The sequence below is a fragment of the Lysinibacillus canaveralius genome (assembly GCF_047301505.1).
In the GTDB taxonomy this organism is placed as follows: Bacteria; Bacillota; Bacilli; order Bacillales_A; family Planococcaceae; genus Lysinibacillus_B.
The window spans coordinates 2,575,008-2,594,290 of sequence record NZ_CP154840.1 but is presented as its reverse complement, the minus strand read 5'-3'; the positions used below and the strand labels follow the sequence as shown (position 1 = coordinate 2,594,290).

The window sequence follows — 19,283 nt, the reverse complement described above, 5'->3', positions numbered from 1 at the left end:
TGTATACTTATACTATTGTAAAAAAGTTTGCAAGTAAGTCAATTTACATTTGTCATATCTTTAAAAAAATGCACCTTTCTATCTATATGAGTTTACCATTTGAAATAGACCAATACAATTTCTGGGATTTGTGAAACTATAGGGAGAACTCTACCGTCAAAGGGGCAATAAGTGAGGTGAGCACATGCTATCGAATAGAGAAATGAATGAATTAATGGATACATATAGCGGCTACTTGCTGCAAGTTAGTTATACATATGTGAAGAATTGGGCGACCGCCGAGGACTTGGTGCAGGAGAGTTTCATCAAATTCTTCAAGTCATACGGGCAGTTTCGTGAAGAGGCGACCGTGAAAACATATTTGACGAGAATAGCCATCAATACATGCCATGATTATCTGCGCAGCTGGAAAAATAAAACGCAAATTTTTTCTAACCTACTAATAAAGAAAGAAGCTGACCGGCAAAAAGGAATAGAGGCAAGGCTGATTGCATCGATCGAACAAACAGAACTGACAAAACATGTCATGCAGTTACCCATCATCTATCGAGAGGTAATATTGCTCTTTTATTATGAAGAATATACGAGTGTTGCTGTTGCAGAACTTTTAGGACTATCTGAAAATACTGTGAAAACAAGGCTTAGAAGAGCAAGAGCCATGCTAAAGGAGCGGCTTGGTGAAATGGAGTGGGAGGTGTTATCGCATGAATAGATTTAAACAGGAGCAGCAGGAGATTTTTGGAGAACTAAGACTTTCCGATGAAAAGAAAAAGAAGGTGCTGCAGATGACTCAAAAAAAGAGGTATAGATGGGTGCCGATTGGAGCAGTGGCAGTTTTTTCAGTCGTTTGTTTTTTCCTTGTCATGAATGGTTTTAAGGTGGATAAAGGCTATTCTCAGGCAGGTGCCATTGCTGCATACGAAGAGTTTTTACAGAAAGAGCGCAATAATATGCAAGTCGATATCCGGCATGTCAAGCTGTCTTTTAATCAAAAAAATGATGCCCTTATTGTTGGTATTTATGATCAGGGAGAAAGTGAGGTGTATTATTTTCAATATATGATCTATGAGGATAATGAATGGGAATTTGGACTGTCAGGGGGGGCTGGTATTAGAGCCGATAAAATGAATGAAGAGCCTCTAAACTGGACTTATGAAGATTATCACGGTGAAAATGGAGAAGTCATTTTTGCTGGTAAATTGAAAGATGGCACAGACTCAATAATTGTAGGAGAAAAAGAAATAGAATTGTTTACAATTGACAGAGATAAAATATGGGTTGCCTTGGTGCCTTCAGTAGGAACACCTGTTTATTTAGTAAAGGATGGAGTGAAGAAGAGAGCAGAACAAGTTCCACGTCCAGATATCATAACGGAATTGCCAATTGTTTATGAGCTTGTAGGGGACGATTATATCCTTTCCTATGAGAAGGATACGATGCATGTGTACGGAGAGGAATATTCCCAATTCGACATTGTAGTTGACCCTGATTATTATGAAAAGAATGCTTTTAATTTTACCGATGTTGTATTGGTAGAAGGAAGAGATGGGCCGGAAGTCGTTCGCATTCAGGCGACAAATGAGATGGGAAGTCATGGGGTTTCTGTAAAAAAAGAAGAAAGCTCTATTGTAATTAATGAAATAGGTATTCTTGAACCCTATGGCTGGGCAAGGGCAGAGGGCTATCCTGATTACAAGACTAGCGAAACAGTCGACTATGGTCAAATGGCAGAAGATGAGCTGTTCGTCCATCCTGATAACTGGCTGAGTGATGGTGTGCAAGGATATATAAAAAAAGATCAGATTATCGGAAAGGTACTTGGCTATTCCATTGCCGACATTGAAACGTCATGGTCTTCTGCAGAAGTGACTTTGTACGAAGAAGTAAAACAAAAAGGCTACACTGCTGCGGCAAAAGCTGCTCCAAAAGAGGTAGCAAGAGTCCAACTGTATGCTTTACTGCAAGCTGATTACAAAACAGCGCAAGCTTTGACAAGTGATATTTCCTATGAAAGACTGGAGAATTATTTTAAAGAAATCAAACAAGATAACCTGAAGCACTACTTCAGCTACTATGCCTATATGTTGGAAACGGCTGAATTTAATATAATAGAAGAGAAGTTAATTGTGGAAAGTTCCCAAACTGGAAAAGAAATATTTGAATGGGAAATGGCAAGGGATGGTGGCTGGAAAGTGAAGTTTAAATCAACAATATATTAGCAGGGAAGAGGCGTGTCAAAAAGACGCTCTCAGAGTGAAGACAAAATGCCTTGAGGGACGGACTCTCAAGGCATTTTGTCATTTTCGTAGGTAGTTGAATGTAATTTTCAACTGAGTTTTCTTTGTGAATCGCCTCTACGAGACGCTTTCATCTCATATTAGGAAACTTGCCATGTCCAAGTGGTAAGCTTTTTTAAATTCATGGCAGCATCCAGTTTACGGACCAGATGGTCATTTGGTATAAGCTGCTCAATTGTCAGCATTTCAAGTTGTTCGCGTTCATTGATTTGGTTATTCGTCATCATAATTATCATCACCTCAAAATAGTAGGAAATGTAGAAGGGCCACCCTTTTTCAGTAGCTGATACAAGTCGATTGAAGTGGCAGGCGAGAAGACACCAACGGGAACAGCGAATTTATGTGCGACGAAAGGAACAAAGGCGTTGTCACATCGTGTGACAACGCCTTTGTGACCAACATCCTGTTGGCCCGAAGCACCCGGACGGAGCGCAGCGAGGGAGAAGGCTGAGGCCGTGCCCGTGGTAAGCGTAGCGCCTAGAGTGGAAATCGACGATTTCTTACTATGTATTGTAAATAGAAAAAAGACTGAAGACAATTTCAAATTTCTTTGAATTTGTCTTCAGCCTAGGAGTGTCAAAAAGACACTCTCTTTTTAATAGAAAATGATGTATTTTTAAATAATAAAAGGTATGTCTATCATAAAGTTAAGTAGCTATTTTGCACTGAAGTCCAGATAGGTTGAAGTTTTCTGGACAGATGTATCTTCATTGGCAAGATCCATTACGAATATGGCTCATATAGTTTATATACTTGTCCTTCTACGACTTTCAGACACCCGCTTTAAGCATGTATGGAATGAGAAGATTTAATAGATGGAGGGAGTCTCTGCTCTTCCAGCTGTGACTTGAAAACGCCCGTGCTCCCGGTGTGACAAAGGGGGGTGATCCTTGATGTATTTTATGATGAGCTCGGGTACAATCTCTTTCGTTTCTTCCAGCAGGGGCTTATTTCGAAACATAGGAAAGTCGGCACCTGTTGCGCGGTAGCTGTTCATCACGACTTTAAACGTCATATCATTTGTAACAGGTTTACCATCGTAGAGCATATTTTTTACACGAGATCCAACTGGATCGCTTATTAATAGCTCATAATCGAGGCCGCCCCAAAAATCGTATACATAGGGAGCTAGCACGTCAGGGTGTACATTTAAGGAAAAATCTATATCTCCATCCGCATTCACTGCAAACACAGCCGCGCATTGTTCGAGTGCTTCCTTAATATCCGCTCCTGTGAGCTCTAATACTTTCAAGGTATTTGGACGTGAAAAGTTTTTTAAAACATCAAAATGGGTAATAGCACCAGTGAACCCTCCGTATTCGTGATAAGATAATTCGACGACGGATAACTGGGCATCAGCAGCCGCTAGCTGGATATCGTGCATAAAATCAACGAACGCATGATTCTCAAGCCGGGAAGCAAGCATTCCTTCATAACGAAAGTCTACTTCCGTATAACCGATCCGCTCCTTAAGCCATCTGCTTACTTCGCTGGGATAGCATTCGGGGATGGCTGTAACATGGTGTAGTTGTACATCGAGTGCCTTCTCGTCATTAAGTCCGTATGTTATATGGCCGAAACAAGAGCCGTTTGCACCAGGCTGGATAACAGGAATTCCATTTACAATACAAGAGATTTCCAGGTGCTGGTGACCTGTGATTAAGATGTCGACCTCCGGAATATCAAGCAGCTGATTTCCTTGGTTTTCTCCATCATTCTCTGCAAATGGAGCACCGGTTTTAGGATGGTTTGTGAAGCCGCCATGGTAACTAAGAATAACGACATCTGCATATTCTTTTTTCTTAACATATTGAACCCAATCGCGTGCAGCTGTAAAGGCTTCTGAAAATTGAAGATCACTTGTATATTGATGTTCGTCCCAAAAAGGGGTAACATGTGTAACGATGCCAATGATCGCCACTCTCTTTCCTTTGATCTCTTTTATGACATACGGCTTTGCGAAGTTTCCAATGTTAGCTGCTATCCAGGGAAACTCGCATTGTTTCCTCATGAATTCTACTTCTTTTAATGGATAATTGAATTCATGATTCCCAAAGACGGCTGCATCATAGCCAAGATTATTAGCGATTGCAATCATTGGGTGCGGCCCGGGCTTTACATGGTCGTAGTAATAAGTTATTAAACTTCCTTGCAGAAAATCGCCGTTATCGATAAGAATGTCAGGCTTTATTTGTTCAATGTGCTGCGCTATTTTTTGAAAACGGTCCAGCCGCCCGTGAAGATCGCTTGTAACGCAAATAGTAAGATACATAAAGTCACCCGCGTTTTTGAATATCGTACCATAATGCATGAATTTAAAAATGGAATCTGTATTTTTTGCATGAAATTTCTAATGTTAGAAGGGAAAGTGAAATTTACATTTTACATTTCGGAAGGGACTATGCTATACTGACTTCAGTTACTTAAAACAATATATTGTGTTAGTTTTATCCAGGTACTACTATATGTAGTTTAAAAGGGAAGTCCGGTTAGATTCCGGCGCTGTCCCCGCAACTGTGAATGCCGACGATGATTCGTAGCCACTGTGCTTAATGCATGGGAAGGGAATCAAAGAATGAAGCAAAGCCAGGAGACCTGCCTGAATAAAGCGACTTTACATTTCTTCGGGGATTGAGAAATGGAGACGGGTTTTTTACGTTTCCATTTCTAGCTATCTCTTTAGGAGGTAGCTTTTTTTATGTTCGGCTTGTTTCAACCGAAGATACCCACTAATGTAAGCAGCGGGGCAAATACGGATAAAGGCACCTTTTTCGTTGCTCCTCTACTGTGCACTATTAAAAGTAAAAGCCTCCAAGTGGTGATAGGATGTGATGTTAAGCTCACATTCCCAAAACAATTACTCGAGGCATAATGAATAAGAAAGGATGAGTTTCATGAAGTTATACACGAAAACAGTCTGCCCAAAGTGTCTTTGGGTCAAATCGGAGCTTGTACAAGCAGGAATAGAGGCAGAAGTAGTCAATTTAGATCATAATCAAGAAGCTATGCAAAGAGTAACGGAGGCCGGATTTTCCTCAGTACCGATTTTACAAGTGAATGATGAACTAATTGGAAGTGTCCCAGCTATTTTGGAAAGAATCGGACAGATAAGCAAGTGATTGTCTATGCCAGCAGAACGGGAAATGTATCCTTTGTGGTTTCTAAACTCAATTTACCGAATATTGAGATAAATGATGGAATGCAGCTTAGAACTCCTTTTTTACTGTTCACCTATACAGATGGATTAGGCGATATCCCATTTCAAGTGGCCCGTTTTATGGAGCAGAACAATTCATTTTGCAGGGGCGTAATCGTTAGTGGCAATAGTAATTTCGGTCATCATGTTTTCGGGATGGCCGGTGATAAATTGGCTGCAGAATATGGAATACCACTTGTCTGCAAGCTGGATTTAAGAGGCTACCCCCAGGATTACGAAAAAATTATCCAGTTTTATCATCAACAAGTAAAAGAGGTTGTGTAATGAAAACATATTTAAAGTTGAACAATGAAGTATTGAATCAATACGCTACGACAGGCAGTATTGACACTGCAAAGGACAAGGAAGCGACACGCAGTTATTTCCTTGAAGACGTGAATGTAAGAATGCGGCACTTCATTAATTTGGAGGACAAGCTAAAATACTTAATAGAAGAAAGCTATTATGAGAGCGAATTCTTGGAATTATATAATTTTGAATTTATTAAGAGTTTGTATGAAAAAGCATATAGCTACAAATTCCGTTTCTCTTCCTTTATGAGCGCAAGTAAATTTTATGAAGGCTATGCTATGAAGAGCAGAGACGGCAAGGAAATACTGGAAAAATATGAAGACCGTATTGTTATTATTGCTCTTTATTTGGCGCAGGGTGATGAAACATTAGCGGAACAGGCTGTAGAAGCGATGATGGAAGCGTACCAGCCTGCTACACCGACTGCCCTGAATAGCGGGAAGAAGGCAAGAGGCGAACTCGTTAGCTGCTTCAAGCTGACAATGGACGATACAATGAACAGCATTGCGGAGAATATCGGCTATTGTCTGGAACTGTCACGCCTTGGGGGAGGTGTAGGAGTAAACCTTACAGATGTTCGCCCGCTAGGTGATCCTATCAAAGGAATTTTAAACAAAGCAAGCGGTGTCATTCCGGTAGCGAAGCTGCTCGAAAACTCATTCTTATATTCAAATCAATTAGGACAGCGAAACGGTTCAGGTGTCGCTTATTTGAATATTTTCCATGGGGATATTGAAAATTTCATCTCCTCTAAAAAACCGAATGCTGATGATAAGATCCGTCTGGCAACTCTATCAACAGGCATTATTATTCCGGGTATTTTCTTTGAGTTAATGAAGCGTGATAAGGATGTTGTTCTCTTCAGCCCATATGATATTTTCAAAGAATATGGAAAACGTATGTCCGAGCTGTCGATGAGTGAAATGTATTATGAATTGCTCGATAATCCAAATATCCGTAAGATTAAGCGACTTAATGCCCGAAAGCTCTATACAGAAATAAAAAAAGCGCAATTTGAATCCGGTTATCCATTTGAAATTTTTGATGATAATGTAAACAAGGCGCATCCTTTAAAGAGAATTGGCCGGGTGAAGATGTCAAATCTTTGTACAGAAATCCTTCAAGTGCAGGAGACAAGTGTTATTACGGATCAAGATCAGCCTAATGAATATGGACTAGATGTGTCTTGCAATCTTGGTTCGCTTGATATTCATAAGGCTACCAAGGTGAATGACTTTGGGCAGCTAATAGACACTTCCATCCGCTTATTAACGAATGTTTCAACAATGACTTATATTCGAAATGTACCATCTGTTGCAAAGGCGAACCGGCTAATGCATTCAATTGGCCTTGGTGTTATGAATCTTCATGGACACCTTGTACAAGAAGGTATTCCTTATGGTTCACAAGATTCCATTGCCTTTATAGATGCCTTTATGGAGGCTGTGAATTACTATTCGCTGCGCTCTTCGATGGAAATTGCCAAAGAGAAGGGGCAGACTTTCCACCGTTTTGCTGATAGTGAATATGCTAATGGCGAGTATTTTAATCAGTATACTGATAAAAAAGTAACCTCTCACTCTTCTAAAGTAACAAACGCTCTAGGTTCTGTACCGCTCATTACTGCACAGATGTGGAACGAATTGAAAGCGGAAGTAATGGAGCATGGTCTTTATCATGCATACCGTTTGGCGATTGCTCCGACAGGCAGTATTTCCTATATCCGTAACAGCACCGCTTCTATGGCACCTTGTACAGAGCGAGTAGAAATCAGAGATTATGCAGACAGTCGAACAATCTATCCGATGCCGTTTATGAATAATGATAATAAGCATCTGTATACGGAAGCATATGAGGTGAATCCTTATGAATTGATCGATGTCTACGCCGCTGCGCAAAAGCATGTAGACCAAGGAATTTCTATGACCTTGTATGTAACGGATCAATGGACGACTGAGCAGCTCGCGAAAGTGTATATCTATGCCTGGATGAAAGGCATTAAATCGGTTTATTATGTGCGGCAGCGTCTGCAATCTTTAGAGGAGTGTGTAGCATGTCAAATTTAGCTTATGAAGCAGTCAATTGGAATGCCCCGACATCGGAGCTGGCAAAGGTGTTTTGGGATCAGCAATGGAAGCAAATCTGGTTTCCTGAGGAAATTGCCGTCAGTAAAGATATTAGCCAGTGGCAGACATTCGAACATCAAGATACGTATAAGAAAGTGTTTGGCGGTCTAACGCTGCTGGACACTCTACAAACTAATGTCGGAATGAATGAAATTGCCAAGTTTGCTCCTGATCTGCAGGAAAAGGCAGTACTTACGGTATTTGCAGCCTTTGAAGCAATTCATGCAAAATCGTACTCTTATATTTTTACGACGCTTTGTAAAAATGCCGAAATCGATGAGATTTTTGAGTGGGTAAAAAAGAATGAGTTCCTGCAATATAAAGCATCCCGCATCAGCGACATTTACCAATCAATTAAAGAAGATGACCCGGAAAGCTTATGGAAGGCAATGTATGCCTCTGTCATGCTTGAATCGTTCCTTTTCTATTCAGGTTTTTTCTACCCGCTCTACTTAGGAGGCCAGGGGGTATTACGAAACAGTGCTGAGGTGATATCTCTTATTCTACGCGATGAATCCATTCATGGTGTAGCAGTAGGATTCTTTGCCCAAAATATTTTCAAGCGATTCAGCCAAGAAAAGCAGGATGAGCTGAAAGTATGGGGCTATGAATTTCTATTAGATCTTTACCAGAATGAATTACGCTACACAGAAGATGTGTATGCGGAAACTGGACTAAGTCCCGAGGTGAAGGCATATGTGCGCTATAATGCTAATAAAGCACTCATGAATGTTGGCTTTGAGGCAATGTTCCCGGAAGAGGAAGTAAACCCGATTGTTATGAATGGGATCCGGAACGAAGGCTCTACTTATGACTTCTTCTCACAAAAAGGTTCAACATATGCAGTGGCTAAAGTTGCCCCAATTACGGATGATACATTTAATTTCAGTCATTTTGAAGGGATCGAAAGCGATGAAGAAAAATGATTGGCGTTATAAAAGCTATCCATTTATGCGTGAGAAAAGCTGCCTGGTAGACTACGAAATCCGTACAGATTCAATGACGACTCAAATAGGACATGCGATTGCTGTACTGGAGCAAGAAACTGGAACTGAGGAGATCGTGACTATTCTTCGCCAAATACAGCCCCTTGCCTATCATGTAAATGGTTCTGTTCGTGGGCGGCTGTCCATTACCATTGAAGATTTAGCATGGCTGGACAGCATTTATGATGATTTTGTTGAACGCGCAGGAGAAGCGATCAAGCAGTTTGTACTGCCGCAGGGAAGCCACGGAGCCTCGTCCCTTCATGTTTGTAGAAGTGAAGCAAAAAAATCGTACCGGGCACTTCATAAAGTCAGTGAGGAGCGGGAAGTACCGGAAATTCTATTTCAATTTTTAGGACTGCTCGCCAATGTTTTTTTTGTGCTTACAATAGAAGTGAATAAACTGCAGAATATTGAAGAAGTTATATTCGTATCCAAATCATATGGAAAGAAAGATTGAGGGATAAAAAAATGAAGTTCAAAATGAAGTACGCGGCACCATTAGCAGCAATGCTTTTATTAGCTGCCTGCAATAGTGACCAAACAAATGATGAGAAAAAAACGGGGGACGATGTTCAGGAGAAAGAAACAAGCACCTACACAGTTGTCGATGACCGCGGCAAGGAAATCACATTCGAGAAAACACCTGAAACAATTGTTTCCCTTCAGCCAAGTAATACAGAGATACTATTTTCATTAGGTGTCGGCGATAAAATTATAGGTGCTACAGATTTTGATACATATCCAGAAGCAGCGAATGACATTGAGCGGGTCTCAGATTCTACGACAATCAATGCCGAGCGAATTGTTGAATTAAATCCGGATGTAGTTATTGCCTATACAAGTGGTGATGAAGCACAAGTTACACAGCTGGAAGACGCTGGATTACAGGTGTTTGTAATCAAATCCGCTGCTACATTTGAAGATGTATACGGGGACATCGAGCAACTTGGTGATGTGGTAGGCAAGGCAGACATTGCAGATGAAATAATCGAAGACATTCAGACACAGATTGAGGATGTTCAGGAAAAAACAGCAACAGTAGAACAGAAGAAAAAAGTTTATCTAGAAATCTCTCCAGCTCCGGATATTTGGACAACTGCTTCAGAAACCTTCCAAAATGAAATTCTAGATGCGGCCGGTATAGACAATATTTTTGCTGATCAAACAGGCTGGTTCAGTGTTGCGGAGGAAGATGTAATCACAAAAAATCCTGAATTGATCATAACAACGGTTAACTATATTGAGAACCCAATTGGAGAGATTAAATCACGAGCAAGCTGGAATACAATTCAAGCTGTTAAAAATGATGAAGTATACCAACTGGACAGTGATATTCTAAGTCGTCCTGCAACAAGAATTGGAGAGGCCGTTCAGCTTGTTGCAGAAACGGTATATCCAGACCTTTTCAAGTAACCTTTAAAATCAATCGAATGATATAAAGGTTTTAGGGCAGTACCATTTCATTAAATTTTCAGTACGTTAAAAATCTCCTGTCTGCCTTGCCTGATAAAGAATCATAATAATTGGAAGAAAGGCTACCGTTACGGTTTTATTCTGTAACGGTAGTTTTTTATAGGAGGAATGCCCATGTTTCAGTTGATTGGCAACAATAAAAAATTGATTATTATATTACATGAAATATATGGGCTTAACGGTCATATTCGGTATTATGCCGGATGTTTTTTCGAGTTCGGTTATGATGTGTTATGTCCAAATTTTATTCAAAAGGAAGAGGCATTCGCTTATGAAAATGAACAAACAGCGTACGCTCATTTTATAGAACATGTCGGCTTTGAAGATGTTTTTAAAGAAGTTTCTTCTCTTATTAGGCAGGAGAGGGAGCATTATGAGGAAATCCACATTATTGGATTTAGTATAGGAGCTACCGTTGCATGGTTATGCAGCAGTATGGAGGAGGTGACAACCGTTTCTGGATATTATGGCTCACGTATTAGAGATTACCTGTATGTACAACCAAAATGTCCTGTACTCCTTATCTACGGTGAGGAAATATCCTTTGATGTAAAAAAATTGGCTGGGAGTCTAACAATGAAGAACGTCTTGGTCCATGTAATAGATGGCAGCCATGGATTTGCCGACCCGTATGCGCCAGCCTTTCATGAAAAATCATCCAAAGCTGCTCTGTCTTTGATTCACTCTTTCATTCAAACATAAAAAAGTAGTTGCCCTCATTTCTTACGGCGAATTAAAGGTTACATTTTAAGTAAAACCCCTTTGGTTCTATAATATTTTGTTTTGGTAAGGGGTTAGTTATAGTATATTGAAATAAATGGAAGGTGTAGTTTCCATGATTTCAGATTCAGCAAAAAAAGAACTCGTTAGGAGGATGGGAGTGAGATGGAACTTCTCGTGGTGCTTTTTTGTTTCGCTATTACATTACATAATCTAGAGGAGGCAATCTGGCTTCCTGCTTGGTCACAGCAAGCATCCAGATTTCAAAAGCCAGTGACAGAAGGAGAGTTTCGTTTTGCTGTAACGATTATTACAGGGCTTGCATATTTATCGGCAGTCAGCTATATGATCTGGCCTCATGTAGATTTAGCGAAATGGATATTTGTCGGCTTTTTAGGATCGATGATTGTAAATGCAATCTTTCCACATCTCATTGCTGCGCTTAGTATGAAGCAGTATGCTCCGGGCCTAGCTACAGGGCTTCTGCTGAATATCCCTGTTAATGTCTTTATTCTGTATCGCATGCAAGGAGAGAATATTGTCTTACCATCGGAGATACTCCTTTCTACACTCGTAGTAGGGGTAGTTATTCTGTCGTTGATACCATTACTATTTAAAGTGGGGAAAAAATAACAGAAATAAAATGAACCTTTTCATCTTTTCATTTGTATAGTTAATGAAAGTAAATATAGGATGCATCTGGATATAGAATCATTGACAGGCATTCGAAGGATAGGTGATAAGGATGGAGATAGGGTGGATTGTTTCATTAGGAGTGATGGGAGTATGGATTTCAGTGTTATTGGCTATTGCTGTTCCCTTTGAAAGGAAGTACATAGTACGTGAAAATCGTAAAATTAATTATAAGAAAACAACTATCTTTCTACGATGGAATGTATTTGACACACTAACGCTTGTTGTAGCAATCTATACGATTATTTGCGTGCAGGCATTGAACATGCTGTTAACGTTCGGGAAGACGATTGATAACCCGTTTGTTCAGTTTTTTACGAACCAGTCGCAGGCATGGGTTATTGTGACGGTGTGTTATCTCGTTTCGCGTGTGTCGCTGACGCTCAAGTCCGTTAATGCTCACTTGGGAGGAAAGCAGGATGAAAAGCAATGAAGAATGGATGGCAGCCTATCAGCAAGGTAACCAGGAGGCTTTTGCCATCCTATATGAAAGGCTGTATGAGTCATTATATAGCTTCCTGTTCCGCTACACACGTGAGGAGCAGCTCAGTATCGATACTGTCCACGATACTTTTGAAGTACTGCAAAAAACATCCATCAATTTCAACTGCAATAAAGGGACGGTCAAATCATATGTATTCCAAATCGGCTACCGGTTGCTTCTTAATAAACTAAACAGACGTAAAAAATGGCGAACGCTGCTGCCATTTCTCATTCCTACAGAAGTAACTCGGTTTTCTACGGAGGAAAAAATGACAATCCAACAGGCGATTGCCGCCTTACCTGAAAAACAGCGTGCTGTTATTTTGCTCGCTTATTATCATGATTTACCTCAGGATGAAATCGCTCATATACTATCCATTCCGGTCGGGACCGTCAAATCAAGGATGCATGCTGCAATGAAGAGCTTAAAAGAACAGTTGAAGGGAGATTATTATGCTGAAGGATGAATTCCAAAAAGAAGAGCAGTTGAGAAAGCGGTTGGATGACTATAGAGTTGATGTTCCGCAAGAGCTGGCTTGCCATCGAAAGCGTAATAAATGGGACAGCTTCCTTGCCTACCTCGCTTCCCCAGCAAAAGATCCATTGGCAGAGGTGACTGCTTCTGCAGGAGGCCACCTGGCTTTTAAAATTATACCGGTGGCAGGAGCGGTTTGTATTGCCGTTTTCCAGGCGCTTTTGTCCTAATCTATGCGATGAGCAGAGGGCTCTAAAAGCAATGGTAAGGCAGTTCTTTTACAAAGACCATGCTGTATCGATTGACCAATAATAAGAATGGTTCATTATGTTTAGAAATGGAATATTGAAATAGAGGGGCTGTTCGATAAGTTTTGTTTATCGAACAGCTCTTTTTGAGTGAAGCTATCCTTGTTCTTCTACTATAACGCTCTTTTTAGAAGGCTGGTAAATGGTGTAGATAATCGCTCCGAAGATCAGCAGAATTCCGAATATTTGAAGCAGGGAAGGGCGGAACGACAATAATATGACATCCAGCAGAATTGCCACAACTGGATCGACGAATACAAGTACGGAAACAACAATCGTTGTTAGATTACGGATACTATCAAAGAACAGATAATAAACAAAACCGGTATGAATAAGACCTGTTCCTGCGATATAGAGCCAATTAGACGTTGTCAGTCCATTGAATACGCTGAAATCACAGAAGGGTGCCAACATAAAAATGCCGACAGTCGTCTGGATAAAAGTAAGAGCATACGAAGACAATCCGTTAATTGTTTTACTTATAAACATTGTCAGCGCATAACAGATGGCCGAAAGTATTGCCCATATAAAACCAGAACCCACAAAATCCTCTACAGACGTAAAATTATCGATACCTACAATAAAAATACTGCCGATAAAGCAAACAACTGTTGCAAGGATTGCGCCAACCGACATTTTCTCTGCCAAAAGAACGGCTCCTAATATGAGGACAAAAATAGGAGCTAAATTGTAGATGGAAATCGCGATGGAGATCGACATCTCTTCGAAGGCTTTAAAAAGAAATACCCAATTCAGTACGATAAAGATCCCGCAAAGCAATGTCTTGCCGACTTCACGTTTCTCCCATTTCTCTGTTTTATGTCCACCGGTAGCTAACCACATACTGCCGAGAAAAAGAGTGGCACAGATGCACCGTACGAATACAAGCTCAACTGCCGGGATACCTGTATGTATTGTGAAAAAACCAATGGAACCAAAAATGGCCATTGAAATGCTTAGTTTCAACATAGCTGCTATATTCACTTTGCAATCCTCCTATCTCTATCAATATAACAAATCTAAAAGAAAAATGAATATATTTTTTTGAATAATAAGAAAGGTAGCGTCTGGAGGCAAAATAAAAGACCTGAGCCTGTTACAAAACCGGAATCAGATCTTGGAAGGTGTTTATATTATTCATCTAACTTTTAGGGTCAACTTTATCTTCTTGTTGCTAAATCAATTGTGCGGATCAATAGGACCTGTTTTTCTTGTTGTAGATTACAATTGAGAGAGATGATATAAGGGAGTCGAAGGTGGTCTAAGAACAAGGCTAGTTGTATAAAGTAATGAAAATGAACCTTTTGATATTTTTATACGAACATTTTCATTAATCTTGTGAAAGGAAACATAGTCATTGTTACGACAGCTTCGATGAAAAGTATTATCCCTTCAAAATTTACTTGATCAAAAGGAGTAATAATATGTCATTTGAGAGGTAGTGTATCTACTACCACTGGCTTGTAATGCCTGGATTAATAGAATCCATCCATACTCTTGAAAAAGGTAATTTATGGAATAATCTCATATAAAAAGCCGAAAAAACATTTAATTTTTCATTTTCTTTAAACTTTTTGAAGGTCTAAATACTCTAATTAATAGAAAAAGAGGTGAAGTAAGTGAAAAGGCTTGTAAAAAAAGCGAGGCAAGGGGATAAAGAGGCGCTTATGCAACTCGTGCTGGCGGCAAAGGATGATTATTACCGACTTGCCTATACATATGTGAAAAATGAGCATGATGCGATGGATGCGATTGAGAATATGATTGTGATTTTATATGAAAAAATTGAAATGCTGCAAAAACCAGAATCCTTTTACTCTTGGAGCAAAACGATTTTAGTAAACGAATGTCGCTCGTTACTTAGAAAAAGAAATAAAGTAGTATTTTTAGACGAGAAGGAGTCTGCTTCAATAATTGATAATACAACGATGCTTGCAACGGAAGAACTTACGTTTAACGAATTACTTATTTCACTTAGTCCGGTTCAAAGAGAAGCGGTGCAAATGAAATATTTACTCGATTATGACTATGAAACAATTGCTGAGCTTACGAATGTGCCGGTCAGTACGGCGAAATCACGTGTATTTCATGCATTAAAAATTTTACGCAAAACCTTAGGAGGGAAAACCGATGAAGGAGCTCGATGAAAATCGGAGAGAAATCGAAAAATTGCAAGCACCAGCTGACTTTGAAGCACGATTACGAAGCAAATTAGCAGAAGTTCCATCGAGAAAGAAGCGAGTGACACCCTGGCTTCTCGCAGTGGCCGTTTTATGCCTGGCATTTGCTTCGTTGAATTACTCGGCGCTGGCATTTTACGGGAAAACTTTGTTAGGCTATGAGGAGTTAATGAGTAAAACAATTCAACAGCTCTATCAGGAGGGCTACGGTCAGCAAATAAATAAATCGATTAATCTTGATGACGGCTCAGTTTTAACGATTGAAGGGGTTATGTCGGACCGTAATCAATTTGAGGTTTACTATTCCATTGCCGGGGTGGGGGAAACTTTTTTTGAAGAAATAAATTTTTATGAGATAAAAGGTTTTTTTACATCTGCTTCTCCAAAAAGCGGGGTATTTGATAGATCCGTAAATAAAGGTGTGCAAACATTTGAAAGTGTAAATGCATTTGCGAAAAAATTAACGTTCCATTTTAATTATCAAGATAAACACTATGCGGTAGAATTCCCATATGAAGCAAATAAAGCTGTTCCAACGACAATTAAAAAACAACTAAATGAAACATTCACTTATGATTTTGGTTCATTAAAATTTAAAGCGCTTTATGCCACAAAAGGAACAACACGAATAGAGGGAACGCTACAGGAGAAAACAGACCGCAATATTTCCTATGATTTATCGAAAATCATATTAGTAGCAGATGGGAAAGAGTTAACTGCACTAGGCTCAGGAATGCAAAGCTCAACTGGTTCAAGCTATAAATTTGAAATCGACTATGCAGCCCTCCCAAGTAATCTTAAAAACTTAATGATTGAAATTCGCCAGTTTAATGGGAAGGAACATGTAAAACAATCCATTCCGACTCAAGTAGGAACATATTCGCTAGGACCAGTCACGCTCGAAGTTTTATCTGTTCAAGTTGCAGATGGGAAAACTAAAATACGTATTTCCTCTAGTTACGACGTAATGTTTGATCAAGTGTCCGTTGAAACAAAAAATGGATTTACACCACTAATAGGTACGGAAAGCTACAATGAGGGAACTGAGAACAAAGAGCGTACGTTGCTATTTAACACGACAGATGAAGTGCAAAAGCTGTATGTCGAAAGTATTTATTACGATAAAATTTACACAAAAATGATTAACATCCCAATAAAATAAGAAAAATGCTATGTATATCATATCGCGTCTCAGCGTATTGACGAAGCGCCCTGTAAGTTCGACCTTACAGGGCGCTTTGTAGCTTTTTAATATAGAGAAAGACTGTAGACCATTCTCAAATTTCTCTGAGTTTGGCTACAGCCAATGATGCCCAGTGATACATCGGCATCATTGAATTAACCACGTGTTTGGCCGTCGCCATACACATAATATTTTGTAGAAGTTAAAGCAGGAAGACCCATCGGACCACGTGCATGGAGTTTTTGGGTAGAAATTCCGATTTCCGCACCATAGCCAAATTCAAAACCATCCGTGAAGCGTGTTGATGCATTATGATAGACTGCTGCAGCATCAACCGAATTTAGAAACATTCCTGCATTCGCAGCGTTTTCCGTTACGATTGCTTCTGAATGATTTGTGCCAAATCGGTTAATATGCAAGATTGCCTCTTCTACTGTTTCAACAATCTTCGCACTGATTGTTAAGTCAAGAAACTCCTCTGCATAGTGCTCTTCTGCTGCCTGCAAAGCTGCTGGTAATACACTACATACTTTTTCATCACCGTATATTTTAATGCCCGCATCCGAGAACATAGCTAACAACTGCTCACCATTCACTTCGAAAAAGTCTTTGTGGATAAGGAGGCTTTCTACAGCATTGCATACGGAAGGGCGCTGTGTCTTCGCATTTAAGACAATTTTAGCCGCCATATCATAGTTTGCCGAAGCATCGATGAAGACATGACAGTTACCGGCACCCGTTTCAAGTACCGGCACACTCGCTTCACGTACTACAAGGTCAATCAAGTTTTTTCCCCCGCGTGGAATTAGTACATCTAAATATTCGTTTAAGTTGAATAATGTTTTAGCTGTTTCACGGGAGGTATCTTCAATTAGTAATACAGCATCCTGCGGGAATGCGGCCTTTTCCAGCGCACGGTGAATGGAGGCCACAAGTGCCATATTTGAAAATTTGGCAGACGAAGAACCACGCAGCAGGACAGCATTGCCTGTCTTTAAGGATAGAGTGGCAGCATCGACCGTTACATTCGGTCTTGCTTCATAAATCATCCCGATGACCCCAAGAGGGACCCGTTTTTTCAAAATATGAAGACCATTTTCCTTTGTAATATCCTCCAATATTTCACCGACAGGATCGGGTAAATCTACAAGCAGACGGATAGCCTCGCTCATAGCGAGAATACGCTCTTTATTCAGCATGATTCGGTCAAGTGTAGCAGTTGATAAACCTGATTCCTTTCCGTCGTGTAAATCCTTTTCATTTTCAGCAATAATTTGTCTTTGATCAGCCACTAACTGATCAGCAATAGCAAGTAATGCTTCATTTTTTTCGGCAGTTGTCTTTGTGTTCATCACAAAGCTAGCTGTCTTTGCACGTTTGCCTTTTTCAATTACTTCGTTTTCGACGATTGTACTCATAATATCCTCCTTATACTTGCACCCAATTATTTCGATGAATGACCACTTCTATTGGACAATTCGATTCACCAGTCCGTTTCCCCATTGCTTTTTCAAGTGACTCACTTGAATAGAGGGTTTCTCCACGGCCTATTAGAATATGGCGGTCGTATACTTCTACTACATCGCCCTTTTCAAAATGTCCCTCAAATGCATAGATACCTGCAGGGAGCAGGGATTTGCCGCCGGTCGTCAACGCTTTGACAGCCCCGTCATCAATAAATAGCTTTCCGCTTACTTCTGTTAAGGTCAGCCATTGTTTATTCATTGGCAGGATGGCACATGAATCATTTTCAAAATAGGTACCATCACCATTGCCTGCTAAAATTGTCGTAAGCTTATTTTCACCTGTACCATTTCCAATGAACACTTTTACCCCTGCATTCATCGCATAACGTGCAGCGACAAGCTTTGATTGCATACCGCCTGTTCCTACTTTGGAGCCCGCTCCACTTGCAAAACCAAGCATTTCATCCGTTATTTCTTCAATCCGATCAATGCGCTTAGCGTCTGGATCTTTCAATGGGTTAGCATCATACAGTCCATTGACATCTGTCAAGATAATCAGATGATCTGCATGGACGAGTCCACTAACAAGCGCTGAAAGCATATCATTATCACCGAAAGTCAGCTCTGTAATAGATACGGTGTCATTCTCGTTAATGATCGGGAGGATGGAGCGCTCCAAAAGCTCTGCAAATGTAGCATAAGCATTTTTATAACGCTTCTTCTCGCTAAAGTCTTGTCGTGTTAATAAAATCTGGGCGGGTATAATACTGTATTCACTAAAGGCCTCTGTATAACGCCCAATTAAAAGACTTTGTCCGACAGCTGCAGCGGCCTGTTTTCCTTTAATTGTGACTGGCCGTGAAGAGTAACCGAGCATACGAAAACCTGCAGCGACAGCACCTGATGATACAAGTAGAATGTCATGTCCCTGCTGCTTTAATTTAGCGATTGCCTGGATATGATCCATAAATTTTAGTTGATCAATCTCACCTTTTGAGTTTGTCAGCGAACTGCTTCCAATTTTTATAACAATTCGTTTACGTTCCATACAATTTTGCCCCCATTGTGTAAAGTCCTTGGCAGAGGAGGACTCTGTCTTTCTAATACTTTTTTTGATAGTAAAAAAGCCCTTTTTCGCCTACTATATAGGACGAAAAAGAGCTTCCGTGGTACCACCTAAATTGAATGCATAAGCATTCCACTTATCTCATAACGCTGAGTCGGCGCCTGGTTTTGCCAGGAGCTTGGTCGAAGCAGGTTCAACGTCTTTTGCGTGCACGCACCTTCCAGCCTATGGGTGTCGCTCTCTATTGCAGCTAAGTGTCGTTTACTAGTCTTCGCTATGCTTTTATATATTTGAGTATAAGAATGCACGACAATAT

20 protein-coding genes and 1 riboswitch are annotated in these 19,283 nt (G+C 40.1%); of the genes, 15 read left to right on the top strand and 5 right to left on the bottom strand.

Annotated elements, in window-relative coordinates; genetic code table 11:
- The first annotated feature begins 184 nt into the window (after positions 1-184).
- On the top strand, positions 185-712 hold the full coding sequence (locus AA0Y26_RS13235; RefSeq protein ID WP_413362389.1) for a sigma-70 family RNA polymerase sigma factor: 528 nt from the start codon (positions 185-187) through the stop codon (positions 710-712).
- Entirely contained in the window at positions 705-2,219 is a 1,515-nt protein-coding gene (locus AA0Y26_RS13230; RefSeq protein WP_413362387.1) for a hypothetical protein, read from the top strand. The genes AA0Y26_RS13235 and AA0Y26_RS13230 overlap by 8 nt, the downstream gene beginning before the upstream one ends.
- Before the next feature lie 158 nt (positions 2,220-2,377).
- Here AA0Y26_RS13230 and AA0Y26_RS13225 read toward each other — a convergent pair whose 3' ends face one another.
- Positions 2,378-2,524 carry a hypothetical protein gene (locus tag AA0Y26_RS13225; RefSeq protein ID WP_413368383.1) on the bottom strand — a complete coding sequence of 49 codons (147 nt, stop codon included), beginning with the start codon at positions 2,522-2,524 and terminating at the stop codon, positions 2,378-2,380.
- Between the two features lie 581 nt (positions 2,525-3,105).
- A complete protein-coding gene (locus tag AA0Y26_RS13220) occupies positions 3,106-4,569 on the bottom strand; it encodes a bifunctional metallophosphatase/5'-nucleotidase (RefSeq protein ID WP_413362385.1) in 1,464 nt (487 codons plus the stop codon).
- A gap of 164 nt (positions 4,570-4,733) precedes the next feature.
- Positions 4,734-4,915, top strand: a riboswitch (cobalamin riboswitch).
- 276 nt (positions 4,916-5,191) lie between these two features.
- Here AA0Y26_RS13220 and AA0Y26_RS13215 point away from each other — a divergent pair.
- From AA0Y26_RS13215 to AA0Y26_RS13165, 11 genes are all read left to right on the top strand, one after another.
- A complete protein-coding gene (locus AA0Y26_RS13215; RefSeq protein WP_413362383.1) occupies positions 5,192-5,416 on the top strand; it encodes a glutaredoxin family protein in 225 nt (74 codons plus the stop codon).
- The gene (nrdI, locus tag AA0Y26_RS13210; protein ID WP_413362381.1) at positions 5,413-5,778 is read left to right on the top strand and encodes a class Ib ribonucleoside-diphosphate reductase assembly flavoprotein NrdI; all 366 of its coding nucleotides are present in this window, start codon (positions 5,413-5,415) and stop codon (positions 5,776-5,778) included. Before AA0Y26_RS13215 ends, nrdI begins: the two co-directional genes overlap by 4 nt.
- The gene (gene nrdE / locus AA0Y26_RS13205; RefSeq protein ID WP_413362379.1) at positions 5,778-7,871 is read left to right on the top strand and encodes a class 1b ribonucleoside-diphosphate reductase subunit alpha; all 2,094 of its coding nucleotides are present in this window, start codon (positions 5,778-5,780) and stop codon (positions 7,869-7,871) included. The genes nrdI and nrdE overlap by 1 nt, the downstream gene beginning before the upstream one ends.
- Positions 7,859-8,857 carry a class 1b ribonucleoside-diphosphate reductase subunit beta gene (nrdF, locus tag AA0Y26_RS13200; protein ID WP_413362377.1) on the top strand — a complete coding sequence of 333 codons (999 nt, stop codon included), beginning with the start codon at positions 7,859-7,861 and terminating at the stop codon, positions 8,855-8,857. The genes nrdE and nrdF overlap by 13 nt, the downstream gene beginning before the upstream one ends.
- Positions 8,844-9,377 carry a hypothetical protein gene (locus AA0Y26_RS13195; RefSeq protein WP_413362375.1) on the top strand — a complete coding sequence of 178 codons (534 nt, stop codon included), beginning with the start codon at positions 8,844-8,846 and terminating at the stop codon, positions 9,375-9,377. The genes nrdF and AA0Y26_RS13195 overlap by 14 nt, the downstream gene beginning before the upstream one ends.
- Before the next feature lie 23 nt (positions 9,378-9,400).
- Positions 9,401-10,333, top strand: coding sequence for an ABC transporter substrate-binding protein (locus AA0Y26_RS13190; RefSeq protein WP_413362373.1), 933 nt, complete (start codon positions 9,401-9,403; stop codon positions 10,331-10,333).
- Between the two features lie 174 nt (positions 10,334-10,507).
- Positions 10,508-11,095, top strand: coding sequence for a dienelactone hydrolase family protein (locus tag AA0Y26_RS13185; protein WP_413362371.1), 588 nt, complete (start codon positions 10,508-10,510; stop codon positions 11,093-11,095).
- A 183-nt stretch (positions 11,096-11,278) separates the two neighbouring features.
- Entirely contained in the window at positions 11,279-11,746 is a 468-nt protein-coding gene (locus AA0Y26_RS13180; protein WP_413362369.1) for an HXXEE domain-containing protein, read from the top strand.
- Positions 11,747-11,858: 112 nt separating this feature from the next.
- The gene (locus AA0Y26_RS13175; protein WP_413362367.1) at positions 11,859-12,239 is read left to right on the top strand and encodes a group-specific protein; all 381 of its coding nucleotides are present in this window, start codon (positions 11,859-11,861) and stop codon (positions 12,237-12,239) included.
- Between the two features lie 7 nt (positions 12,240-12,246).
- Positions 12,247-12,756: an RNA polymerase sigma factor gene (locus AA0Y26_RS13170; protein WP_413368195.1), complete on the top strand. Its 510-nt coding sequence runs from the start codon at positions 12,247-12,249 to the stop codon at positions 12,754-12,756.
- Positions 12,743-12,994 (top strand): hypothetical protein, encoded by a 252-nt coding sequence (locus AA0Y26_RS13165; RefSeq protein WP_413362365.1) that lies wholly within the window; start codon positions 12,743-12,745, stop codon positions 12,992-12,994. The genes AA0Y26_RS13170 and AA0Y26_RS13165 overlap by 14 nt, the downstream gene beginning before the upstream one ends.
- A 174-nt stretch (positions 12,995-13,168) precedes the next feature.
- Here AA0Y26_RS13165 and AA0Y26_RS13160 read toward each other — a convergent pair whose 3' ends face one another.
- The gene (locus tag AA0Y26_RS13160; protein WP_413362363.1) at positions 13,169-14,056 is read right to left on the bottom strand and encodes a DMT family transporter; all 888 of its coding nucleotides are present in this window, start codon (positions 14,054-14,056) and stop codon (positions 13,169-13,171) included.
- 635 nt (positions 14,057-14,691) lie between these two features.
- Between AA0Y26_RS13160 and AA0Y26_RS13155 the strand changes: the two genes are divergently transcribed.
- Both AA0Y26_RS13155 and AA0Y26_RS13150 read left to right on the top strand, forming a co-directional pair.
- Complete coding sequence (locus tag AA0Y26_RS13155) at positions 14,692-15,219, top strand: RNA polymerase sigma factor (protein WP_413362361.1); 528 nt, start codon at positions 14,692-14,694, stop codon at positions 15,217-15,219.
- On the top strand, positions 15,203-16,414 hold the full coding sequence (locus AA0Y26_RS13150; protein ID WP_413362359.1) for a DUF4179 domain-containing protein: 1,212 nt from the start codon (positions 15,203-15,205) through the stop codon (positions 16,412-16,414). The genes AA0Y26_RS13155 and AA0Y26_RS13150 overlap by 17 nt, the downstream gene beginning before the upstream one ends.
- A gap of 176 nt (positions 16,415-16,590) precedes the next feature.
- Here the strand turns inward: AA0Y26_RS13150 and AA0Y26_RS13145 are convergent, their stop codons facing one another.
- Both AA0Y26_RS13145 and proB read right to left on the bottom strand, forming a co-directional pair.
- Positions 16,591-17,853 carry a glutamate-5-semialdehyde dehydrogenase gene (locus tag AA0Y26_RS13145; RefSeq protein ID WP_413362357.1) on the bottom strand — a complete coding sequence of 421 codons (1,263 nt, stop codon included), beginning with the start codon at positions 17,851-17,853 and terminating at the stop codon, positions 16,591-16,593.
- A gap of 10 nt (positions 17,854-17,863) precedes the next feature.
- Complete coding sequence (gene proB / locus AA0Y26_RS13140) at positions 17,864-18,949, bottom strand: glutamate 5-kinase (RefSeq protein WP_413362355.1); 1,086 nt, start codon at positions 18,947-18,949, stop codon at positions 17,864-17,866.
- Positions 18,950-19,283 lie beyond the last annotated feature (334 nt).

Excerpts from the sequence above, each read along its gene's own strand:
- AA0Y26_RS13175 (WP_413362367.1), top strand. The coding sequence starts at position 11,859 with ATGGAGATAGGGTGGATTGTTTCATTAGGAGTGATGGGAGTATGGATT.
- AA0Y26_RS13220 (WP_413362385.1), bottom strand. The coding sequence starts at position 4,569 with ATGTATCTTACTATTTGCGTTACAAGCGATCTTCACGGGCGGCTGGAC.
- nrdE (WP_413362379.1), top strand. The coding sequence starts at position 5,778 with ATGAAAACATATTTAAAGTTGAACAATGAAGTATTGAATCAATACGCT.
- AA0Y26_RS13225 (WP_413368383.1), bottom strand. The coding sequence starts at position 2,524 with ATGATGACGAATAACCAAATCAATGAACGCGAACAACTTGAAATGCTG.
- AA0Y26_RS13180 (WP_413362369.1), top strand. The coding sequence starts at position 11,279 with ATGGAACTTCTCGTGGTGCTTTTTTGTTTCGCTATTACATTACATAAT.
- AA0Y26_RS13215 (WP_413362383.1), top strand. The coding sequence starts at position 5,192 with ATGAAGTTATACACGAAAACAGTCTGCCCAAAGTGTCTTTGGGTCAAA.
- AA0Y26_RS13165 (WP_413362365.1), top strand. The coding sequence starts at position 12,743 with ATGCTGAAGGATGAATTCCAAAAAGAAGAGCAGTTGAGAAAGCGGTTG.
- AA0Y26_RS13195 (WP_413362375.1), top strand. The coding sequence starts at position 8,844 with ATGAAGAAAAATGATTGGCGTTATAAAAGCTATCCATTTATGCGTGAG.
- AA0Y26_RS13190 (WP_413362373.1), top strand. The coding sequence starts at position 9,401 with ATGAAGTACGCGGCACCATTAGCAGCAATGCTTTTATTAGCTGCCTGC.
- AA0Y26_RS13150 (WP_413362359.1), top strand. The coding sequence starts at position 15,203 with ATGAAGGAGCTCGATGAAAATCGGAGAGAAATCGAAAAATTGCAAGCA.
- AA0Y26_RS13230 (WP_413362387.1), top strand. The coding sequence starts at position 705 with ATGAATAGATTTAAACAGGAGCAGCAGGAGATTTTTGGAGAACTAAGA.
- proB (WP_413362355.1), bottom strand. The coding sequence starts at position 18,949 with ATGGAACGTAAACGAATTGTTATAAAAATTGGAAGCAGTTCGCTGACA.
- AA0Y26_RS13235 (WP_413362389.1), top strand. The coding sequence starts at position 185 with ATGCTATCGAATAGAGAAATGAATGAATTAATGGATACATATAGCGGC.
- nrdF (WP_413362377.1), top strand. The coding sequence starts at position 7,859 with ATGTCAAATTTAGCTTATGAAGCAGTCAATTGGAATGCCCCGACATCG.
- AA0Y26_RS13145 (WP_413362357.1), bottom strand. The coding sequence starts at position 17,853 with ATGAGTACAATCGTCGAAAACGAAGTAATTGAAAAAGGCAAACGTGCA.
- AA0Y26_RS13170 (WP_413368195.1), top strand. The coding sequence starts at position 12,247 with ATGGCAGCCTATCAGCAAGGTAACCAGGAGGCTTTTGCCATCCTATAT.
- AA0Y26_RS13185 (WP_413362371.1), top strand. The coding sequence starts at position 10,508 with ATGTTTCAGTTGATTGGCAACAATAAAAAATTGATTATTATATTACAT.